This is a genomic window from Burkholderia sp. Bp9099, assembly GCF_003857805.1.
GTDB lineage: Bacteria > Pseudomonadota > Gammaproteobacteria > Burkholderiales > Burkholderiaceae > Burkholderia.
In genome coordinates this window covers 301,753-322,837 of sequence record NZ_QTPU01000002.1, presented here as the reverse complement: position 1 = coordinate 322,837, position 21,085 = coordinate 301,753, and the positions used below count along the sequence as shown (strand labels likewise).

The window sequence follows — 21,085 nt, the reverse complement described above, 5'->3', positions numbered from 1 at the left end:
CGCCTACGCGTCCTTGTCGGGCGTCACGGGGTCCTGATGACGGAACGCTTTCGAACGGATGCCGTGCTTCTTGAGCAGCATCTGCAGGTGCGACCGGTTCATCTCGCAACGGCGCGCCAGTTCGGCCACGGTGCCGCCGGTCTCCTGCAACCCGCGTTCGAGAAACGCACGCTCCGCCTCGTCGCTTGCCGCACGCTTCGCGTCGCTGAGCGACATCGGCCTGCCTGACGCGCCGTCGTCGGTCGCGCGAACGGCGGCCGACCCGGTTTTCGGCCGGATGTCCTCGGGCAGGTGCTCGATATCCGCGACCTCGCCGGCGAGACACGACAGACGGTAGACGAGGTTGCGCAGTTCGCGGATGTTGCCCGGATACGCGTACGTCAGCAGGAAGTCGCGCAGCTTCGGCGTCGTCTTGAGTGGCCTGCGCTTCAGTGCCCCAGCCGCCTCGTCGCCGAAGTAGGCGAGCAAGAGCGGGATTTCGTCGCGACGCTCGCGCAGCGCGGGCAACGTCAGATGAATGACGCTCAGGCGATAGAACAGGTCCTCGCGAAAGAGCCCCTGCTCGCTCAATTGCCGCAGATTCTTGTTGGTGGCCGCGACGATGCGCGTGTCGACGCTGATCGGCTCGTCCGAGCCGACCCGCTGGATCTCGTGCGATTCCAGCACGCGCAGCAGCTTGACCTGGCCCGACAGCGGCAATTCGCCGATTTCGTCGAGGAAGATCGTGCCGGTGTGCGCGCTCTCGAACTTGCCCTTGCGATCGTTCGACGCGCCGGTGAACGCGCCGCGCCGGTGGCCGAACAGCTCGGATTCGAGCAGGTTGTCGGGAATCGCGCCGCAGTTCACCGAGATGTAGGGCCGGTCGGCGCGCGCCCCGTTCGCGTGGATGACTTTCGCCATCAGCTCCTTGCCGGTCCCGCTCTCGCCGTCGATCAGCACCGGCAGATCGGTCGGCGCGGCCTTCTCGGCAATTTCGAGCGCGGCGAGCAGCTTCGGGTTGTCGCCGAAAATGCCCTCGAAGATGAAGCTGCGCTCGATCAGCGCCTGCCGCCGTCGTTGCACCGCGGGCGCGGGCGCCTCCGGCGCGTCGGCCGAATCGGCTGCGTCGGGCGCCTGCGGCGCGGCCACGGCGGCCTCGACGAAGCGCTCCTTGCGCGACATCTGCATGACTTCGTCGCGCAGCACGTTCGCCTGATTGAGCAGTTTCTCGATGTCGACACGCTCGAGCCTGGGCGCCCAGCGCAGCATCGAGCGCAGGATCTCGATCTTCTCGAGCAGGCCGGCATACGAGACCGCGGAGTTGCCGAATCCGTGCGGGTCGAAGAGTTTCATGATGCGCCCAGCTGTTTCTGCACGAGCTGGTAATACATGCCCTGAAGGGCGACCAGCTCGTCGTGCGAGCCCTGTTCGACGATCGCGCCTTCGTACAGCACGAGGATCTTGTCGGCCCGCATGATGGTGCTGAGCCGGTGCGCGATGATCACTGCCGTGCGCCCTTGCAGGATCTCGTGCATGTTCGCGAGGATGTTGCTCTCCGACTGCGTGTCGAGCGACGACGTCGCCTCGTCGAACACGAGCAGGCGCGGGTCGTGATACAGCGCGCGCGCGATGCAGAGCCGCTGGATCTGGCCGCCCGACAGGCCCACGCCGCGCTCGCCCACCACCTGCTCGTAGCCGAGCGGCAATTTGCTGATGAAGGCGTGCGCGTCGGCCATCCGGGCGACCTCCTCCATGCGGCGCCAGTCGGGGCTCGTGTCGCCGCAGGCGATGTTCTCGGCAATCGAGCCGGAAAACACCAGGTTGGACTGCATCACATAGCCGATCTGCTGGCGGTAGTACGCCTTGTCGATCGCGCTCATGTCGTATCCGTCGACCACGATCTTGCCGTCCGTGGGCGCATAGAATCCCACCAGCAGCTTCGCCAGCGTGGTCTTCCCCGAACCGCTGCGCCCGACGATGGCCACCATCTCGCCGCGCTTGATCGTGCAGTTGATGTTCTCGAGCACGTAAGGCGTTTCGTTGCCGCCGTAGCGGAAATACACGCCCTCGAAGCCGATGTCGCCCTGCAGGTCGGGCAGCAGCACGCGCGAGGCCAGTCCGGACGGCTGCTGCTCGGGCTCGAGGTCGAGGACGTCGCCGAGCCGTTCCATCGCCACCGCCGCGTCGTTCATCAGGCTCCACATGCCGACGAGCCCCATCAGCGGCGCCAGCACGCTGCCCATGAACGCATTGAAGGCGATCAGTTGCCCGATGCTGAGTTCATGGGCGAGCACGAGGTTCGCACCGACCCACAGGATCACGATGGTGGTCGCCGCATTCAGCAACTGGCTGCCCAGCGCGACCAGGATGTTGAATGCCTGCGCGCGGTACTGGACGTCGAGCGCCTTCGCATACTTGCGCTCCCACTTCAGCCGCACCGACCGCTCGATGCCCATGCCCTTCACGGTCTCGACGCCGCCGAGCGTCTCCATCAGCAGCGACTTCGCATCGGTGGACGCGGCGAACACCTCGCGCGCATAGCCTTTCAGCTTCGGCGTCGCGAGCGCCGTGAGCGCCATGATCGGGATCACGAACGCGATCAGCACCAGCGTCATCTTCACGTTGTAGAGGAACATGATCGTGAAGTAGATGAAGATCATCAGCAGATTGAGCGCGGTGGTCACGGTGGACTCCGTCAGGAACGCCCGGATCGTCTGGTTCTCCTGGAAGCGCGCGAACACGTCCCCGCTCTTGCGGCGCGCGAAGAACGAATACGGCAGCGACATCGTGTGTTTGTAGAACTGCGACATCATCGCGAAGTCGAGACTGCGCACCATGAAGTTGGAGAGATGCGCGCGGATCGTGGTCATCAATTGCGTGAACACGTGCGAAACGACGAGCCCGGCGATCAGCAGGTGCAGCAGGCTCACGTTCTGGTGCACGACGACCCCGTCGAGGATGTTCTGGATGATGAGCGGCGGTATGACGCCCAGCATCTGGATCACGAACGTCGCGAGGAACAGGTGCGCGAGGATCTTCCGGTAAGGGCGCAGATAGCCGATGAAGCGCACCCAGGGCGAGCGTGACTCGACCGGCGCCGCGGCCGGCCCGCTCGCGGTAAACAGCAGGCAGGTGCCGCTCCAGCCGCGCTCGAACGCCTCGACGCTCAGCTTCCTGAAGCCGAGCGCCGGATCGGCGATCCGCACCCACGACTTCGACACGCCGTACACGACGACGTAGTGGTAGCCCTCCCAGTGCACGATGAACGGCAGGTCGAACCCCAGCAGCGCCTCGTACGTGCACTGCACGCCGCGCGTCGCGAAGCCGACCGCCTCGCCGGTGCGCGCGAGGCTGTCGAGCGTCGCGCCCTGGGTCGTCACGTTCGCCAGATCGCGCAGCTTGCCGAGCGTCATCGCGACGCCGTAGTGACGGCAGATCATCGCGAGACACGCGGCCCCGCAATCCATTTCCTCCGCCTGCTCGACCAGCACGAAACGCTTGATCATGCGCTCGCCGAACGCGGCGTCGGCGCCGATGTCGATCTGCAGCGGATGGCGGCGCCGTTCGGCGAGCTTCTTCTGCCGCTGCAGCTCCTGGTCGACGAAGCGGATGCGCTCCTCAAGCACCTCGCGCAATTTCGGGTTGCGCTCGAGCATGAAGTGCACGGTCTTTTCCGGAATGACGAGCAGGCGCGTATCGGTGACGGCGGTGACGGTCGCCGCCTGCTCCTGCCGCAGCAGGCACGCGCGCTCGCCGAAGATCTCGCCTGCGCCGAGCGTCGCGAGCGGATAGTCGTTGCCGTCCTCGCGGCACGAGACGCTGACCTCGCCCTGGCGCACGACGTACAGCCGCAGGTCGCCGCCCGGGCCCTGCCGGACGATCTCCTTGCCGGCCGGCACGCGCTTCACGCCGACGCTCGACACGTATTCCTCGAGCTCGGCGCGCGTCAGCTTGCCGCGCAGGTCGAACAGCCGCGTCACGAAACCGCCGGCCGAGCTGATCGCGACATAGCTCGTCACGAACGCCTGCGCGGCGGGATTGTCGCGCACGATCGGCTCGATCGCGCTGCGCGGGATGCACAGCACCTCGGTCTTCGTCGACGCGCGCACCGACACCTCGTGCCAGTACTCGCGCAGCATCGCCATTTCACCGAACACCTCGCGTTCCTTGCGCACGCCGACGCTGGTTTCCTTGCCGCGCTCGTCGGCGATCAGGCGCACGGACCCGCTGCGCAGCACATACAGGCCCTCGGCGAGGTCGCCGCGATTGCAGACGGTGTCGCCGAACCCATAGGTGCGCACCTGCGCATGGGCGGCCATGCGATCGAGTTCGTCGTGCGAGAAGAGCGACAGCGGCTCCACCGACGCGAGAAACGCCGCGAGCGACGGGGTGCTGGCCGGGGCGGGGGCTTGTGCGTCCATCGATGCGGTTCTCCGTGATCAGCGTGCCTCGATGATGTGTTCCTGCGCGCGCTCGGCGAGCCACTCCTCGCGCAGCAGGCGGCGCACCTCCGACGCGACGTCGGCATCGAGCGCGGCCGGGTGTTTCGCGGTCACCGAGAAGATTTCGAAGAACGCGCCGTCGGGCGCCGCGAACGGCCCGAGCAGATCGCCCACGTGCGCGTTGAACACCTTGGCCTCGATATCCGTCTTCAGCGAGCCGCGCAGCACCTTGCCGATCACGCCGCCGCGCTCGCTCGTGTCGGCGATCGAATGCTCGCGCGCCATGTCGCCGAAGCAGCTCGGGTCGTCCTCGAGGATCGCCATCATCTCGCGCGCCTTGCCTTCCGAATCGAGCACGATGTGGCTGACCTCGATGCTGTCGAACTTCGGCGAATTGAGCTTGAAGTACGCGTCGACGGCCGCATCGCTGCACACCGTGTCGAGCGTCTTTTCCTGGTACAGCGTATCGGTGATGAAGCGCTCGAACTCGTCGAGACTGACGCCGAACACGTCCAGGTAGCGGTTCATGTCCGCGGCGCGGTGCAGCCCGCGCACGCGGCGAAACTGGTCGGCACGCTCCTGGATTTCTTCCGGCGTGACCTGCATGCCCATCTTCCTTGCCGCGATCACCGTCAGCCGGTCGCGAACCTGCTGTTCGACGAGGCCCTCGAACTGCCCGCTGAGCTTCAGCACGCGGATGAAGTCGTCGGTGCCGATCACCTCGTCGTCGATACGCACTATTGCCGTCATCTCGTTCCCCTTGATCCCTGTCAGCGGCGGTTCGCCCTGATGCGCCGCCGGTGCCTCGCCTCACCGCTTGCCTGCGTTCCACTACGCCGTGGGGGCGCCCGTCAGCCCGCGATCTGCCTGAACGGGTCCAGCGCGAACCCGATCAGGCGGCGCTCGCGCACCACGATTTCCGCCGTGGCCGTCATGCCGTAGCGCAGCGGGTAGGTCGTGCCGGCAATCGTGTACGCGTTGCGCACGAGCGCCACCCGGCCCTCGTAGACGGGTTCCTTCGTCTGCGCCTGCGGCTTCGTCGCCGGCGAAATGTATTCGAGCGTGCCGTCGATCACGCCATAGCGTTGATACGGAAACGCATTGAACTTGAGCTTCACGGGCAGGCCCTCGTGAAGGAACGCGCGGTCCTGCTCCGCGATCGCGACCTTCACCACCGGCCGCGCATCCGACGGCGCGATGCTGCCGAGCGGCGTGTTGGCGAGGATCTTGTCGCCGGGCTGCGTCGTGGTCACATCGGTGATCACGCCGGAGACGGGCGCCAGCACGAGCAGGAAATTGTCCTTGTCGATGTTCTCGAAGCGGATCCGCGCGGCGGCATCCGCGGCGAGGCGCGCCGTCTGCACCTGCAGACGCAGCTTCTCTTCGGTGTTCGCGATGTCGCGCACGGTCGCGTCGTACTGGATGCGCAGCCCGGCGAGCGTCTCGCCGCTGCCTTCGAGTTGCGCCTTCGCCTGCGCGAACTCGTGGCTCTGCTGCGCCTCGAGCTGCGTGAGCCGCGCCTGCGCGACGCGGTAGCTGTCCTGGGCCTGCAGGTAGGCGCTGCGCTTCTGTTCCACCTGGCTCTGCGACACGCCGCCGCCGCCCGGCAGCGCGAACAGGCGCGCGTACTTGTCCTGTTCGTCCTTCGCGAGATCGAGTGCGTGGCGGGCGTTGTCGATATTGCTGCGCGCTTCGTCGATCTGCGCGTGCTGCGATTGCGCGAGCTTGCTGGTGCCTTCGGCAATGCGGTTCTGGTGCAGGTGCTCCTCGACCTCGATCTGTTGCTTCAATGCGTCGGCCTTGCGCTCCATCAGCTGCTTCTTGTCCGGAAACTGCTTCCATTCGCGCTCCGCGTCGTCGAGCTTGAGGCGCGCATCGAGCGCGTTGGTCGCCGCCTCGATCGCGCCGCGCGCGTTGATCCGGCCGATCACGTCGTTCTTTTCGACCGGCTGGCCTTCGGCGATGTAGATGTCCACCAGCTCGCCGTCGACGGGCGCGTAGATGCGGCGCACCTCGGACTCCGGCGCGAGCGCGCCCGGCGCCGTCACGATGACGTCGGCGCGGCCGACGAACGACCACAGCAGCGCGCACACGACGAGCCCGACCATCGCGATGATGGTCGCCTGCGTGAGCCGCCACGGCCGCGCCGTCAGGATCGCGATCCCTTCGACGCTGTGATCCTCCAGCGCCTCGCCCAGCGAGCGTGGCGGCTCCGGCGGCGGCGCCTGGCGCGCGCGCTTGAGCAGACTATCGAGCTTCACTGCGCCCTCCCGACGAAGCGAGCCGCTCCAGCGTCGCGACATGGGCGGCGAATTGCGGCGTCGCGAAGCGGAACTGCCTGAGGCGATCCAGTACGGCCGGCCCGTGGCCGGCCCGCGCGTCGCTCTCGAACTGCAGGTACTGCTGCAGGTCCGCCCGCACGGCGTCGAGGCCGCCGAGGCGCGGATAGCGCTGTTCGTCGTCGGCGAGCAGCGCCGGGAGACCGTCGAGCCGGTCGTCGTCGAGCGCCGACGCGATCGCGCGCTGCAGCCGCTCGAGCGCGGCCACGTAGACGGAGTTGTCGCTTTGCAGCCGGCGCAGCTGACTGAGCGCGTCGGCATACAGCACGCCGAACGCGGGAACGTATGACGAAATCCGGTCGAGCAGCCGCTGATGCGTACCTGGGTCGTCGTTCCAGCGGCCGGTCAGGGCCTTGATCGGCGCTTCGTCGCGATAGATGCGGATCGGCGCTTCCGCCCCGCCGCGCCCGGCGACGAACGCCTGCAACTCGCCGATCCACGCGACTTCGTCGACGAGCGGGCGCGCGTCGGCGTTGTGGCGCGCCAGCGTGCGCATGTCCTGCACGACGGCACGGGCGCGGTCGAAGGCGCGCGCGTTCATCGCGGCGATCCAGTCCGGCACTTTGGACCGGACGAGCGCCTCGGTGCCCAGCGCGACGAACGCCGGGTCGTCCGGATGGCTCGCCAGATGGCGGTCGGCGAGTTGCGCCGCCTGCGTGGCGTCGCCGCGCGCCAGCAGCGCGCGCATCTCGCGCAGCGGCGCGTCCTGGAAATACAGCGTCGCGACCAGCAGGCCGAGCGCCGCGAGCAGTGCGCCGCTCCACCCGCCGAGCCGGCGCAGGTTGACGTGCCCGCTGCCGCCGAACGCCTCGCTCAGCTCCGACAGGAAGACTTCGATCCTGCCGCGCCGGCGGCGCGCGTCATGCGCGGTTTCGGCGGCGCCATGCGCGGCGTGCGGGTTGACCTCGTCGTCCGACTGAACGGCCGGCACCGTGCAGAAGATGTCGAGGAACGAATGCGCGGTATCGACGAAGGTGGTCCGGTCGGGGTCCGCGACGGCCGCATGCGCGGCGGCGCCGGGCGACGATGCGGCCGTCACGGTGGAGTCCGGCCCCGGCTCGCGCTGCACCCCGACGCGATAGACGAAATGATCGCCGCCGAACGCGAGCAGCGCGCCGTCGCCGAGCGGCACCGCATGCTCGTCAAGGCGCCGGCCGTCGACGAACGTGCCGTTCGTGCTGCCGAGGTCTTCCACGAAGACCTCGCCGTCCTGCACGTAGATGTGCGCATGACGCCGCGACAGGTAGTTGACCTGATGCGGATACGCGTTCCGGTAGCAGGCGAACGTGTCGTCGGTCTTGCTCACGAGGAACGGGAACGCGGTAATGATGACCGGTTGCAGGCCGAGATCGCCGCGCTCCGGCGCCAGCGTGACGACGGCCGGCCGCGCCGGCCGATGCGTCGCGCGCGGCACGAACGCGGCGCGGTACGCGAGCGCGCCGGCGAAGCGCAGTTCGTCGCCGTCGTGCAGCAGGTGCGGCTTGTCGCCGACCTCGACACCGTTGACGGCCGTACCGTTCTTGCTGCCGAGATCGGCGACGTAGGCCGCGCTGCCTTCGAAGAAAATGCGCGCATGGCGGCGCGACAGGTCGGCCACCAGTTCGGGCCTGGCGGACGCGAACGGCGTGTTGGTGCGCCCGACGGCGAACAGCGCGTGGTCGATCCGGATCTCGCTCAGCTCCGGATGCGAAACCGGCTTGAGCACGATGTCGAACTGCCGGTCGAGCGCGGCGCGTTGCTCGGCAATCGAAGCGGCGTCTGGAACCATGATTCGGCCAACGATCGACATGCGCCCGCCAATGGAGACGCGGCGCAGGCAACGCGACGCGCTTTCGAACCACCTGAGTGAAGCCGCACCGCCAACGCACGTGGCGGCACGATCGTGAAAAAAGTTTAGGCGACGGATGGCGGTAGTCAATCGGCTGGCGCCGATCGCGCGGCCGCGCAGGGCTGGCGTGTTCATTGCAGCGCGTGGCCGGCCGGCTCGCTGCCTGCATTCGAGATTTCGACCGCACGCCAGCCGCCGCCGATCGCCTTGTAGAGCGTGACCGTGTCGCTCAGAATCTGCTGATGATTGGCGAGCAGCGCGAGTTCCGCGGATGCCACCGAACGCTCCGATTCGAGCACCTCGAGTTGCGAGACGAGCCCTTCCTTGAGCTGCGCCTCGACCTGCGCTGCGACGGTGCGCAGACGCGCGCTCTGCTGCTGAAGCTGTATGCGCTGCTGCTTGTGCGCGTCGAGATCGACGAGTGCATTTTCCACCTCCTTGAACGCGGTAAACACGGTCTGCCGGTACTGCTGCTCGGCGACCTTGGTCTGCGCCTCGGTCGTCTTGATGTGCGCGCGCACGCCCGGGTCGAACATCGGCAGGTTGATGCTCGGCAGGAAGCTGAACGTGAAGGCCTTGAAGAGATCGGACAGCGCGAACGCCGCGGTGCCGCCACGCCCGGTCAGGCTGATCGACGGCAGCTGCGCGAGCTTCGCCGCACCCACTTCGTCATACGATTCGAGCACGCGGTACTGCGCGGCGACGACATCCGGCCGGCGCGCCAGCAGTTGCGCGGGCAGCCCCATCGGCACGTCCGGCAGCTTGACGCGCTGCCGGAGATGGCCGGCGGGCATCCTGAATTCGCCGGCCGGCACGCCCAGCAGCGTCGCGAGCGCGTTCTCGGCCGTGTCGCGCTCGCGGTGCAGTTCGATCAGTTCGTTCGCCAGCCCGTTGATCTCCGCGCTCTGCCGCAGCACTTCGGTCTGCGGCGCGATGCCGTTCGCCAGCATCGACTGGTAGATCGCGAGGATCTTCCGGTTCTTGTCGAGCGTGCGCTGTTCCTGCTCGATCTGGTCGTCGAACTGGAGGATCCGGAAATACGTGCTCGACACGTCGGCGACGAGCGTCAGGTAGCCGGCGCGCCAGTCGGCCTCGGTCGCGCGGTATTCGGCCTTCTGCGCCTGCACGCCTTTCTCGACCTTGCCCCAGATGTCGATCTCCCAGTTCACCTGGCTGCCGAGGTTGTAGGACTTCGACAGCGTCTGATGCGTGTTCTTCTCGAAGTCCACGCCCGCGCCGAGGTCGGCGCTCGGCAGCGCGCCCGCCTGGACTTCGCCGACTTGCGCACCGGCCACGCCGATGCGCGCCGCCAGCACCTTGATATCGACGTTGCCCGCGATGGCCTTGTCGATGAGCGCGTCGAGCGTCGGATCGTCGAAGCTCTTCCACCACTCGGCGTTGACCGTGTCCGACGCGGATACCGGCCCGTGCGCATGCGCCCAGGTGGTCTTTGCCGGCATCTCGGGGCGCTGGTAGACGGGCACGTTCAGGTCCATGCAGCCGGACAGCAACGCCGCGCATGCGCCGGCGGAACCGGCGATGCGGGCCAGCGAACGCATGAAGCCGCGGCAGTTGCGCGTGGCAGTCGGCGACAGGCAGGTGTTCACGATCGACTCCTTGGGCGGAACGCGGCGACGATGCGGGATCGGCGGAAGTGTTGGTGTCGATGCAGCAGCGTGGCACGCTCGCGTCTCGTCTTGCATGGGGCGTGCCAACCGCTCGCGGGGGCGGCGGCAATCGTGCCGGCAGGCTTGCCGGCGCGGGTCCGGGTCACGAAGACGGGAATTGGAGCGACGTGCGCGCGGCACCCGGATCAACGGTGCGTGACGGGGCGTCGCAGACAGTTCGGGCTCGGGATGTCGGGTGTGCGCCGACACTTGGCGCATCGGGCGGCCGCGTCGCCGTCCGGCGCCCGCCTGCTCACCTGCTCGCGTGAGCGTGAGCGCGCGTACGTCAGCGGTCGCCGATCGGCGTGCGCGACGTCACTTCACGTAGATCGTGATTTTCTTCGAATAGACGGGGGGATTGTGCGGCACGTGGTTGGCGTCGCCCATCAGGAGCTGCAGCGTGTGCTTGCCCGGCGGAAGCTCCAGCGTGGTCTCGGTCTCGCCCGCGCCGAAATGCAGGTGATTGCGGTCGGACGGAATCGGCTGGTCCATCGGCGGCAGGTCCGTATCGACCAGCAGGTGATGGTGGCCCGTGTTCGGAAACTGCACGTGCGACGGCGCGACACCCATGTCGCGCAAGCCGAACCACACGCGGAACGGACGTCCGGCCGGCATCACCTGGCCATCGTTGGGCCAGCCGATGTAGACGACGGCCTTCGGGGGATGCGTGCCGGTCTCTGCGGTCGCCGCCCCCGTCCATAGCAGCGTCACGGCAACGGCGAAGAGGATGAGTTTGTTCATGGCGGCAATTCCCGGTTCGTGCGGCAGGCGCGGCATGGCGCGCTACTTGACCGTGATCGTGATCTTCTTCGAGTACACCGGCGGATCGTGCGGCACGTGGTCGTGGTCGCCCATCAGCAGCTGCAGCGTGTGCTTGCCGGGTGGCAGCTCGATGCGCGCCTCGGTTTGACCGGCACCGTAATGGAGGTGATTCCGGTCCGACGGTATCGGCTGGTCCAGCGGCGGGAGATCGGTATCGATGAGCAGATGATGGTGGCCCACGTTGGGCCGCTCGATGCCTTTCGGGCAGATGCCCATGTTGCGCAGGCCCATGCGCACCCAGAACTTGCCGCCCGTGATCGTTGCGCCGTCGGACGGCCAGATGATGTAGGCCTCGGCGCCGGGCGGCGAAGTCGTACGCCCGGCGGCGAACGCGATCCTCGGCGCCAGGACGGTGGCGGCCAAAGCCAACAAGGTAGCCCTTCTTCGCATCGTGTTGCTCCTCGCGTGGATGGCGGCGCGCGGCGTCGGACAGTGGAGCGTGTCTAACAGCTTAGGACGTAATCGACAGGAAGGCACATAACGATGTTCCCGGGTAACGGGCCGGCCGCGATGCGCGGATCCGTATGTCCGTTTTTTGCAAGACCCGCGGGTGGATCCGGTGATCGCCGCCAGGCGCACGTGCTATCTTGAATGTGTCCCGGCCGCGCCCGTGCCTGCCGCAAGCCGGCATTGCGCTCGCCGCGACCGAACACCCGGCAATGGCTGCGCTCCGCCTTCGGCATCGGGTCCGACGGCGCACCCTGGGGGGCTCAACATGTGGCGAATACTCCTGCCCGCATGCCTGCTTGCGTCGATCTCGGTGGCATCGAGCACGTGCTCCGGCGAGGACATGCATGTTTTTCCCGCACCGCCGTCGGCGTCCGCGCGCGCCCCGTCAGCCGAACCGCGGCGCGTCGCGCTCGTGATCGGCAACGGCGCCTATCGCGGTCATCCGCTCGCCAATCCCGTCCATGACGCCGATGCAATGAGCGACGCGCTGCGCGCGCTCGGCTTCGACGTCATCACGTTGCGCAACGCGACCCGGCAGCAAATGCTCGACGGGCTTGCCGCGTTCGAACGCCACGGCGCGGCCGGCGGCACCGGGCTGGTCTATTTCGCGGGCCACGGCGCCAGCGTCGGCGCAACGACATGGCTCGCGCCGGTCGATGCCGACGTCGGCGCGCCGGCCGGCCTGTCGCGAACGGGTATCGACCTGCAAACCGTCTTCGACGCGACGTCGCGGCCGCGCGGCGACCGGATTGATCTGATCATTCTGGATTCCTGTCTGATCGCGCCTCCCGGTGCCGGCCACGTGGCGGCCCGCAAGCCGCCGCCGCACACGCTCGTCGCATACGCGGCAGCGCCCGGGGCAGGCGCCGCCGACGGTACGGCGCACGGTGTCTACACGGCAGCGCTGCTGCAGACGCTCGCGGTGCCGGGGCTCGGTATCGCACAGGTCTTCGACCGTGCCGGCGCGATGGTCGAACGCGCCACCGGGCATCGGCAGACGCCGTGGATCGCGTCGTCCCTGTCCGGTGCGGCGGCGACGTTGGCATTCACCGGGGCACGTCGCGCAGGAACCGCCGGGGCGCATGACGGCGGCGGCACGGCGCAACGATCCGACGTGCTGGCGGACGTCGGCGTCGTGGCGCTCGATAGCCGCGGCGTGATGCCGAAAGACAGCGCCGAACAGTACGAAATCACGTTCTGGGAGTCGATCAAGGACAGCAAGGAGGCGGGCGACTACGAAGCCTATCTGAAGACCTACCCGAACGGCCGCTTCGCGCAGTTGGCGCAGGCTCGTCTCGCGCGACTGCGCGCGGCCGCGCCCAAGGCGCCAGCGGCGTCCGCGCCCGCGCAGACGGCGAGCGCCGCGCCGGCCCCCGCCGCCGTTACGGCTCCGGCTCCGGCTCCGGCTCCTGCGCCGGCGCAGCCCGCGCACACGTCCGGCTCGACGCCGAAAGCGCCGCCGCCCGCTGCCGCGGCGGCCCCGTCGGCACCGCCGCAGAAAGGCGGCGCGACGACCGCCAATGAAATCCACGATTGCCCTGCCTGCCCCGCCATGCTGGCGGTCAGTCCGGGGGCTTTCACGATGGGCAGCAATTCGGGCGATCCGTCGGAAAAGCCTGCGCATCGCGTGACGCTCGATCACGCCTTTGCGCTGGCGAAGTACGGCGTGACGGTTGCGCAGTGGAACGCGTGCCGCGATGCAGGCGCCTGCCCGCGCCTGCCCAACGACAGCAACACGGCGGCGAACGCGCCGGTGCGCGACCTGAGCTGGGACGATGCGCAACTGTACGTCAAGTGGCTGTCGAAAATCAGCGGCAAGTCTTACCGGCTGCCGACCGAGGCCGAATGGGAATTCGCGGCCCGTGGCGGCACCGCGACGCGCTACTGGTGGGGCAACGAGATGCGCCCGGGCAACGCCAACTGCAAGGACTGCGGTCAGCCGTGGCATGCCGACGCACCGGACAACGTCGGCTCGTTCGCGGCCAATCCGCTCGGCTTCTACGACATGGGTGGCAGCGTATGGGAATGGGTCAGCGATTGCTGGCACAACTCGTACAGGAATGCGCCTGCCGACGGCCGCTCATGGGACGAGCCGAATTGCCAGGTCCGCGTCATCCGCGGCGGCTCGTGGCGGGATGGTGCAGGCTACATGCCCGTTTCGACACGCTTCAAGTACGACAGCAGCGTACGTTATTCGGCAAACGGGTTTCGCGTGGCGCGGGACATGAAGTAGGCGGATCTCGGCGCGAGAACGGCCGGCCGCCGCGTGCCGGTCATGCAGATCGATTCGGCCGCCCGGGTTCACGAATCGGCGTGCGAGGAACCGATCCGAAACACCGAGACAGTCGCCTCCAGCTGCCCCGCCTGCTCCCTCAGCGACAGCGCGGCCGCCGACGCCTGCTGAACCAGCGCCGCGTTCTGCTGAGTGACCTGATCCATTTGCGTCACCGCCTGATTCACCTGTTCGATGCCCCTGGACTGCTCGTCGGACGCGGCGGCAATCTCGCCCATCAGCACCTGCACCCGTTGCACCGACGTCAGGATCTCCGACATCGTCCCGGTCGCGCGATCGACCTGTCGCGCACCGGTCTCGACGCGTCTCAGCGAATCCGTAATGAGTTCCTTGATCTCCCGCGACGCCGTGGCGCTGCGCTGGGCGAGCGAGCGCACTTCGCCTGCGACGACCGCGAATCCGCGCCCCTGCTCGCCAGCCCGCGCTGCTTCGACCGCCGCATTCAGCGACAGGATGTTGGTCTGGAATGCAATGCCTTCGATGACGGAGATGATTTCGGCGATCTTGCCAGACGCTTCCGACAGGCCGCGCATCGTGTTCACGACTTCCTGCGCCGCCTGATTGCCCTCTTCGGTCAGCTGCGCCGCGCCTTGCACCACCTGATTCGCCTGCTTCGCGTTCTCGGCATTCTGGCGAACCGTCGAAGTCAGTTGTTCCATCGAGGCGGCCGTTTCTTCCAGCGACGCGGCCTGCTCTTCGGTCCGTTGCGACAGGTCCATGTTGCCGGCCGTGATCTCGCGCGCGGCCGTCTCGATCGAGTGCGCGCCATCCTGCACCACGCGAATCGTCTGCAGCAGCTTGTGTTGCATCGCCTGCAGTCCGGTCATCAGTTGCCCCATCTCGTCGGTCGAATGGACGTCGATCCGCGTCGTCAGGTCGCCGCCGGCAATCGAGCTGAAATGATCGAGTGCGTGCGCGAGCGGCGCACCGATCGCGCGCTGAAGCGACCACCACGTGAGTACGGCTGCGCCGAGCGTGACCAGAATGCCGGCGATCGCGATCCCGACGAACCAGTGGAAACGCGCCTGCGCGGCATCGAACGTCACGCGCGAGGCCGTCATCTGGATCCGGCCGAGCGCGTCCATCGCGTCGGAGACGTCGATGAACAGCGACGGCGGAATGTGCCGCCAGACGTCGGGGATTTTCGCGGGATCGTGCGCGGCAATGGCGCTGAACATCGGTTCGAGGCCGTTCTCGACGAGCGCGTTGAACTTCGTGTTCGCGTCGGCCGCGAGGCGTGCTTCTTCCGGGCCGGAGAGCCGCAGCGCGCGATACGCGTCCCACGCCTTTTTCGACGCGGCGAGCAGTTCGCGGGACGACGCGGTTTCCTGCGGCACGTCGGGGCCGTCCGGATCGAGCGCGATGCGATACAGCCATAGACGGGTTCTCGACAGCGCGACATTCGCTTGCCCCAGCGCCTCCGATGATGCGAGCCGTTCGGAATAAAGCGTCCTCACGTCGTCGTTGCTGATCGCCACGCCAATCACACCGATGATGCCGCCGATGACGAGCAGTACGCCGAGAAAACCCATCGCCAGCGCCAGCCGGGCGCGAATGCTGAAATTCCTGATCATGATGAGGGAAGCGTTGAGCACGAAGCCGTTGCATGCGACGCATGCGTGTCAAGCCGATCGAAGGCGGCACGTGCGAGACCGATGCCTCGATAACGACCTGAGCGGCGCGTGAATTAGTGCGAAATCGACAAGGAACGCTTCCGGAAACGATGCGTTATGCGCCGAATTTCGGCGTGGTAGGTGAATCGCCGCCCGTCCGGCGTGTGCGGCCGCTTCGTCTGCGAACCGTCGTGAATGAAGCCCCCACCGGCCGCCCGCGAAACCCGCCGCATGGCTTCATGCGAAACCGTGCCGTCACGCCATGCGTACTATCTCGTCGCGCGTCACGAGATGACCGAGGCGCCGCTCGTGACCGCGTTCACGGCGTGGCTGCGCGCGCGCGTCGCGTGATGCGCGCACGTGTTTGCAGCGAGGCGGGAAGTCAGGAAACGAGACTCGCGAAATCGTCCCACACCATCACGATGTTCCGCGATCGCCAGATCGGCCCCGCATCGACGTACTCGCCGGCCAGCCGGCCGTTCAACGACGCGTAAAAGGCGATCGCGGCGTCGTTTCCCTTGACGACGCTCAACGCCGCGCCCCGGTACCGCATCGTTTGCAGATGCGTTGCGAGCCGGGCGAGCAGCGTGCGGCCGATGCCGCGACGCTTGAACCCGGGATCGACGTACAGGAACTTGATCTCGCCACGGCCGCCGAAGATCGGCTCCGACGGCGCGCCGGCCGCGCCGATGCCGACGATCGTGCCGTCGGTTTCCGCCACGAGCACCAATTGGTCGCGCTCGTTCGACGCCAGCTTTTCCCGCCATGTCCTGCCGCGATGGCGCTCGTCGAGGACGGCGTGCGCCTGCGCCGGCGCGAGATCGCGATAGGTATGCCGCCAGACCTTGACGTGAAAATCGGCGATCGCCTGCGCATCGTCGAGGTGGGCGGTCCTGACGGATATTACGGACATGGAAGACTCTCTCGGCTGGCTTGGCACACGCGGGCGCGGCGCACGAGCCGGATTGTCGACGATCGGGGCGACCGTGTCAGCACCGTCGCGAATCAGCGCGCAACCGCTTCCGTGTTCCGGACGCTGCCCAGAAACCGCGTCAGCTCCACCGTCTGCGGCCGCTCGAAAATCTCTTCGGCCGTCCCGCTCTCCCACACCCTGCCCTGGTGCATGAACACGATCCGGTCGCTCACCGCACGCGCGAAGTTCATCTCGTGCGTGACCATGATCAGCGTCATGTCCTCGCGCGCAAGCTGCGCGACGACGCCCAGCACCTCGCCGACGAGTTCGGGGTCGAGCGCGGACGTGATTTCGTCGCACAGCAGCACGCTCGGCTTCATCGCGAGCGCACGCGCGATCGCGACGCGCTGCTGCTGGCCGCCCGACAGCTGTTCCGGAAACGCGTCGAACTTGTCGCCGAGGCCGACGCGCTCGAGCATCAGTTCCGCGATCGCGCGCGCCTGCTGGCGATGCGACTTTTTCACGACCGACTGCGCGAGCATCACGTTCTGCCCGGCGCTCAGGTGCGGAAACAGGTTGTACTGCTGGAACACCATGCCGACCTTCAGCCGCAGCGCACGCAGGTCCGCGTGCCGCGCATCGACGCGTTCGCCGTCGATCGAGATCGTGCCCGCGTCGATGCTCTCGAGTCCGTTGAGCGTGCGCAGCAGCGTGCTCTTGCCCGAGCCGCTGCGGCCGATGATCGAGACGACCTGCCCGCGCTCGACGGAGAAATCGATGCCCTTGAGCACATGATGGGTGCCGAAGTTCTTTTCGAGACCACGGGTTTCAACGAGCGGCATGCCATCTCCTTTGCAACGTGCGCGCATAACGGGTAAGCGGATAACAGAGCGCGAAATAGATCAGCGCGACGAGGCCGTACACGACGAACGGCCGGAACGTCGCGTTCGAGATCGCGATGCCGACCTTCGTCAGCTCGGTGAAGCCGATGATCGACACGAGTGCCGTATCCTTCACGGCCTGCACGCCGAAGCCGACCGTCGGTGCGATCGCGATGCGCGCGGCCTGCGGCAGGATCACGTGACGCAACTGCTCGACGTAGCTCATGGCCAGGCTCGCCGACGCCTCCCACTGCCCTTTCGGCACCGCCTCGACGCAGCCGCGCCAGATTTCGGCGAGATACGCGCTGGTGAAGAACGTGAGCCCCGCGGTGGCCGCGATCCACGGCGGCACGTCGAGCCCGACGAGCGGCAGGCCGAAGAACACGATGAACAGTTGCATCAGCAACGGCGTGCCCTGGAATATCTCGATGTACAGCTTCGCGACGCCGCGCAGCAGCGTCGAGCTCGACACGCGCATCACGAGCAGCCCGAGGCCGACGAGGCCGCCGGACAGGAACGACACGATCGACAGCACGATCGTCCAGCGGGCCGCGAGCAGCAGGTTCGCGAGAATCTGCCCGAACGTGAAGTCGATCATCGCGCACCTCGCACACGGCGGGAGAACAGGCGGCGCCCCATCGAGCCCAGCGTGGCACGCAGCAGCAGCGCCATCGCCAGATACGCGAGCGCGATGACGAAGTACGTCTCGAACGCACGGAAGTTGCGCGACTGAATGTAGCCGGCCGCATAGGTCAGGTCGGCCACCGAGATCTGCGACACGACCGCCGAGCCGAGCATCGTGATCACGATCTGGCTCGACAGCGCCGGAAACACCTTGGCGAGCGCCTGCGGCAGCACGACGTGGCGCAGCATCTGCGCGCGCGACATCGCAAGCGCGGACGCCGCCTCCAGATGTCCTTTCGGAACGGCGGCGACGCCCGCGCGCACGATCTCGACCGAATACGCGCCGAGATTGAGCGTCATCGCGAGGATCGCGGCCGTGTATTCGTCGATGTGCACGCCGAGCGCGGGCAAGCCGAAGAAGATGAAGAACAGCTGGACGACGAACGGCGTGTTGCGGATCGCCTCGACGTACGCGCCGATCAGCGGGCGCAGCCGCACGGCCGCGCGCGCGTCGGCACTGTACGCGGCCGCGCCGAGCACGCCGAGCGCGACGCCGAGTACGGTCGCGACCGCGGTGAGCGCGAGCGTGATCGCCGCGCCGCTCGCGAACACGCCGGCGTATTCGGCAAGCTCGCCGAATTGAAGCTGGTAGCTCATGACGATTGAGTAAAGTCGGGTTCGGACAACGACACCCGCCGCGCCGGCGGTGCCGGCCGCGGCGATGTATCAGGCGACACTGCGATTCGTCACAGTCCGGCCGGCAACGGCTGGCCGAGCCACTTCTTCGACATCGCGCCCAGCGTGCCGTCCTGCTTCGCATGGGCGATCGTGTCGTCGATCTTTGCGAGCAGGCGCGGTTCGTTCTTGTTGACGCCGACGAAGCACGGCGAATTCTTGATCACGAACTTGACCTCGGGCCGGCGCGGCGGATTCTTCGCGAGAATCGCCGCCGCGACGATGTTGCCGGCCGCGATCAGCTGCACCTGCCCCGACAGGAACGCCTGGATCGTCGCGTTGTTGTCCTCGAAGCGCTTGATCGTCGCGTTCGGTGCGAGCTGCGACAGCGCGATCTCCTCGAGCGCGCCGCGGGTGGCGCCGACCGTCTTGCCGGTCAGGTCGGCGGGCGCGCTCACCTTCACGTCGGCCGGCCCGAACACGCCCTGGAAATACGGTGCGTACGCGCTCGAGAAGTCGATGACCTTCTCGCGCTCCGGCGTCTTGCCGAGCGACGAGATCACCATGTCGACCTTGTTGGTCGTCAGGTACGGAATCCGGTTCGCACTGTTCACGGGCACCAGCTTCAGCTTCACGCCGAGCGACTTGGCGAGGAGTTCGGCCATGTCGATGTCGTAGCCCTGCGGCTGCATGTCCGTGCCGACCGAGCCGAACGGCGGATAGTCTTCGGGCACCGCGACGCGCAGCGCGCCGTTTTTCGCGATGGTGTCGAGCGCGTCGGCATGCGCCGGCGCAGCGGCGAACAGCGCCATCACGGGGGCGGCGATCAGCGCAGCCAGCCAGGTGCGTCGGGGGAACGGTCGAGTCGTCGGGCTCACGGTGAATCTTCCTTGTCTGGTATGTCGTCGGGCAGCGCGCAACCGTTGCGCGGCCGCGGGTACTCCAGCAAAAACCGGGCCACCGCCGTGAAACGCTTGCCTTAGCGGCAGTCGACGGAAATTCCGGCGCACCGCATTCCTCATTTTGGTGCATGAGCCGGCAGCGGCGGCAGCGGTTGCCCCCGCAGTGCGCGCCGGCGCACCAAATTACCTAACTGGTTCACCCCGCGAATCGGAAGTCCGTGCATTGGGCGCACGCCGGCACCGGTACATCGATCCGGGGCGCGCGGAATGAGGACATCGAAACGAAGTTCGAATTCACGCGATGCACGGCATCGCCGACGCCGTGCAGGTTGCTCGCTTTTCGCTGCGAGGCGTCATGGCCGAGGCCCATATGCACGGATTCGAACAGGCCCGGTCCAAATTTGCATTCTGTTTGTGGTGGGAATTACAGCTGAATACGTTCGCGACGTACCGTGCCTTTCGCCGCACTCGGCGAATCGCAACCAGGACGGGTGCGCTTGATTCCGCGCCCCGATCCGCCGGTACCGGTGGTTCCGGGTCGCCTCGCGATCGGGATGAATCCAATCACATCCGCGCGCGAGGATACCGTCATGGCATCGATTCCCGAACCGTCGACAACCGGCGAAACCGACAAACGCAGCTGGCTCGAATCGCACGAAGCCGGCTACCACAAGACCCTCGGCAATCGACAGGTGCAGATGATCGCGATCGGCGGGGCGATCGGCACCGGTCTGTTCCTCGGCGCGGGCGGCCGTCTGCAGGCCGCCGGACCGTCGCAAGTGGTCCGCCGAGATGGAGTTCTGGTTCGCGCTGATCAAGGTCGCGGCGATCGTGCTGTTTCTCGTGATCGGCTCGGTGATCCTCGGGGGCGTGCAGGTCGCCGGCCACGACACCGGCATGCATCTGATCACCGACCACGGCGGCTTCTTTCCGCACGGCATGATGCCGGCGCTGGTGCTGGTGCAGGGCGTGGTGTTCGCGTTCGCGGGCGTCGAGCTGGTCGGCACGGCCGCCGGCGAATGCAAGGACGCGCGCAAGGTGCTGCCGCGCGCGATCAACAACGTGATCTGGCGCATCGCGATCTTCTACGTCGCGTCGGTGGTGCTGCTGGTCTGTCTGCTGCCGTGGAGCGCGTACAAGGCTGGCCAGAGTCCGTTCGTCACGTTCTTCGGCGCGCTCGGCGTGCTGCTCAACTATCTCGTGCCGTCGAGCGTGTTCGAGATCGTGCTGAACATCGCGTCGCTCGGCATCATCAGCACGTGGGGCTTCATCGTCGTGTGCCAGATGAAGTTCCGCGCGGCGGTCAGGCGCGGCGAAGTGGACGACGTGCCGTTCAGGATGCCGGGCGCGCCCGTCACGTCGTGGCTCACGCTGCTGTTCCTGCTCGGCGTGCTGGTGCTGATGGCGTTCGACTACCCGAACGGGACGTGGACGATCGCGTCGATCCCGCTGGTCGCACTGCTGCTCGTGGGCGGCTGGAAGTGGTTGAGCAGCCGCGCGCACCGTGCGTCGCTGAAGCCGACGATTCCGTCGGTCACGCTCACGCAGAACGTGCTCGAGAAGGGCAACGACTGAAACCGCGCGCAACGACGGGGGCGGTATCCGGCCCGGGCCCGGCGAAAGCCGCCGCCGGCTCATATCACATGCGCGCTCGAGT

Annotated in this window: 15 protein-coding genes and 2 pseudogenes; 3 read left to right on the top strand and 14 right to left on the bottom strand. The window is 67.2% G+C overall.

The features are described from left to right. Nucleotides 1-3: 3 nt before the first annotated feature. The 8 genes from DIE17_RS03290 to DIE17_RS03255 all read right to left on the bottom strand — a co-directional run bounded on the left by DIE17_RS03290 (nt 4) and on the right by DIE17_RS03255 (nt 11,467). A complete protein-coding gene (locus tag DIE17_RS03290; RefSeq protein ID WP_124920655.1) occupies nt 4-1,332 on the bottom strand; it encodes a sigma-54-dependent Fis family transcriptional regulator in 1,329 nt (442 codons plus the stop codon). After that, nucleotides 1,329-4,400 (bottom strand): peptidase domain-containing ABC transporter, encoded by a 3,072-nt coding sequence (locus DIE17_RS03285; RefSeq protein ID WP_124920654.1) that lies wholly within the window; start codon nt 4,398-4,400, stop codon nt 1,329-1,331. The genes DIE17_RS03290 and DIE17_RS03285 overlap by 4 nt, the downstream gene beginning before the upstream one ends. An 18-nt stretch (nt 4,401-4,418) precedes the next feature. Beyond that, nucleotides 4,419-5,171, bottom strand: coding sequence for a peptidylprolyl isomerase (locus DIE17_RS03280; protein ID WP_044846561.1), 753 nt, complete (start codon nt 5,169-5,171; stop codon nt 4,419-4,421). Nucleotides 5,172-5,272: 101 nt separating this feature from the next. After that, nucleotides 5,273-6,682: an HlyD family secretion protein gene (locus DIE17_RS03275; RefSeq protein WP_082088613.1), complete on the bottom strand. Its 1,410-nt coding sequence runs from the start codon at nt 6,680-6,682 to the stop codon at nt 5,273-5,275. After that, nucleotides 6,669-8,528 (bottom strand): FHA domain-containing protein, encoded by a 1,860-nt coding sequence (locus DIE17_RS03270; RefSeq protein WP_124920653.1) that lies wholly within the window; start codon nt 8,526-8,528, stop codon nt 6,669-6,671. The genes DIE17_RS03275 and DIE17_RS03270 overlap by 14 nt, the downstream gene beginning before the upstream one ends. Nucleotides 8,529-8,719: 191 nt before the next feature. After that, nucleotides 8,720-10,147 carry an efflux transporter outer membrane subunit gene (locus DIE17_RS03265; protein WP_124891955.1) on the bottom strand — a complete coding sequence of 476 codons (1,428 nt, stop codon included), beginning with the start codon at nt 10,145-10,147 and terminating at the stop codon, nt 8,720-8,722. 423 nt (nt 10,148-10,570) lie between these two features. Next, nucleotides 10,571-10,996 carry a DUF4399 domain-containing protein gene (locus DIE17_RS03260; RefSeq protein ID WP_124485920.1) on the bottom strand — a complete coding sequence of 142 codons (426 nt, stop codon included), beginning with the start codon at nt 10,994-10,996 and terminating at the stop codon, nt 10,571-10,573. Between the two features lie 42 nt (nt 10,997-11,038). Beyond that, nucleotides 11,039-11,467 (bottom strand): DUF4399 domain-containing protein, encoded by a 429-nt coding sequence (locus DIE17_RS03255; RefSeq protein WP_124485919.1) that lies wholly within the window; start codon nt 11,465-11,467, stop codon nt 11,039-11,041. A 325-nt stretch (nt 11,468-11,792) separates the two neighbouring features. On the opposite strand from DIE17_RS03255, the pseudogene DIE17_RS38375 reads away from it, so the two are divergent. After that, nucleotides 11,793-12,491: pseudogene (locus DIE17_RS38375) on the top strand (caspase domain-containing protein); the annotation flags it as partial. Nucleotides 12,492-12,494: 3 nt separating this feature from the next. Continuing rightward, nucleotides 12,495-13,760, top strand: a complete 1,266-nt coding sequence (locus DIE17_RS38370) for a formylglycine-generating enzyme family protein (protein WP_409410391.1) — start codon at nt 12,495-12,497, stop codon at nt 13,758-13,760. Nucleotides 13,761-13,828: 68 nt separating this feature from the next. Here DIE17_RS38370 and DIE17_RS03245 read toward each other — a convergent pair whose 3' ends face one another. From DIE17_RS03245 to DIE17_RS03215, 6 genes are all read right to left on the bottom strand, one after another. Next, nucleotides 13,829-15,394, bottom strand: coding sequence for a methyl-accepting chemotaxis protein (locus DIE17_RS03245; RefSeq protein WP_124666238.1), 1,566 nt, complete (start codon nt 15,392-15,394; stop codon nt 13,829-13,831). A gap of 421 nt (nt 15,395-15,815) precedes the next feature. Further along, nucleotides 15,816-16,373, bottom strand: a complete 558-nt coding sequence (locus DIE17_RS03235; RefSeq protein ID WP_260439195.1) for a GNAT family N-acetyltransferase — start codon at nt 16,371-16,373, stop codon at nt 15,816-15,818. Between the two features lie 65 nt (nt 16,374-16,438). Continuing rightward, nucleotides 16,439-17,188, bottom strand: coding sequence for an amino acid ABC transporter ATP-binding protein (locus tag DIE17_RS03230; RefSeq protein WP_044846549.1), 750 nt, complete (start codon nt 17,186-17,188; stop codon nt 16,439-16,441). Next, a complete protein-coding gene (locus tag DIE17_RS03225) occupies nt 17,175-17,825 on the bottom strand; it encodes an amino acid ABC transporter permease (RefSeq protein WP_124519822.1) in 651 nt (216 codons plus the stop codon). Before DIE17_RS03225 ends, DIE17_RS03230 begins: the two co-directional genes overlap by 14 nt. Next, entirely contained in the window at nt 17,822-18,508 is a 687-nt protein-coding gene (locus DIE17_RS03220; protein WP_044846547.1) for an amino acid ABC transporter permease, read from the bottom strand. The genes DIE17_RS03225 and DIE17_RS03220 overlap by 4 nt, the downstream gene beginning before the upstream one ends. 89 nt (nt 18,509-18,597) lie before the next feature. After that, a complete protein-coding gene (locus DIE17_RS03215; protein WP_124519821.1) occupies nt 18,598-19,404 on the bottom strand; it encodes a transporter substrate-binding domain-containing protein in 807 nt (268 codons plus the stop codon). A 614-nt stretch (nt 19,405-20,018) separates the two neighbouring features. Between DIE17_RS03215 and DIE17_RS03210 the strand changes: the two are divergent. Further along, nucleotides 20,019-21,003: pseudogene (locus tag DIE17_RS03210) on the top strand (hypothetical protein). Nucleotides 21,004-21,085 lie beyond the last annotated feature (82 nt).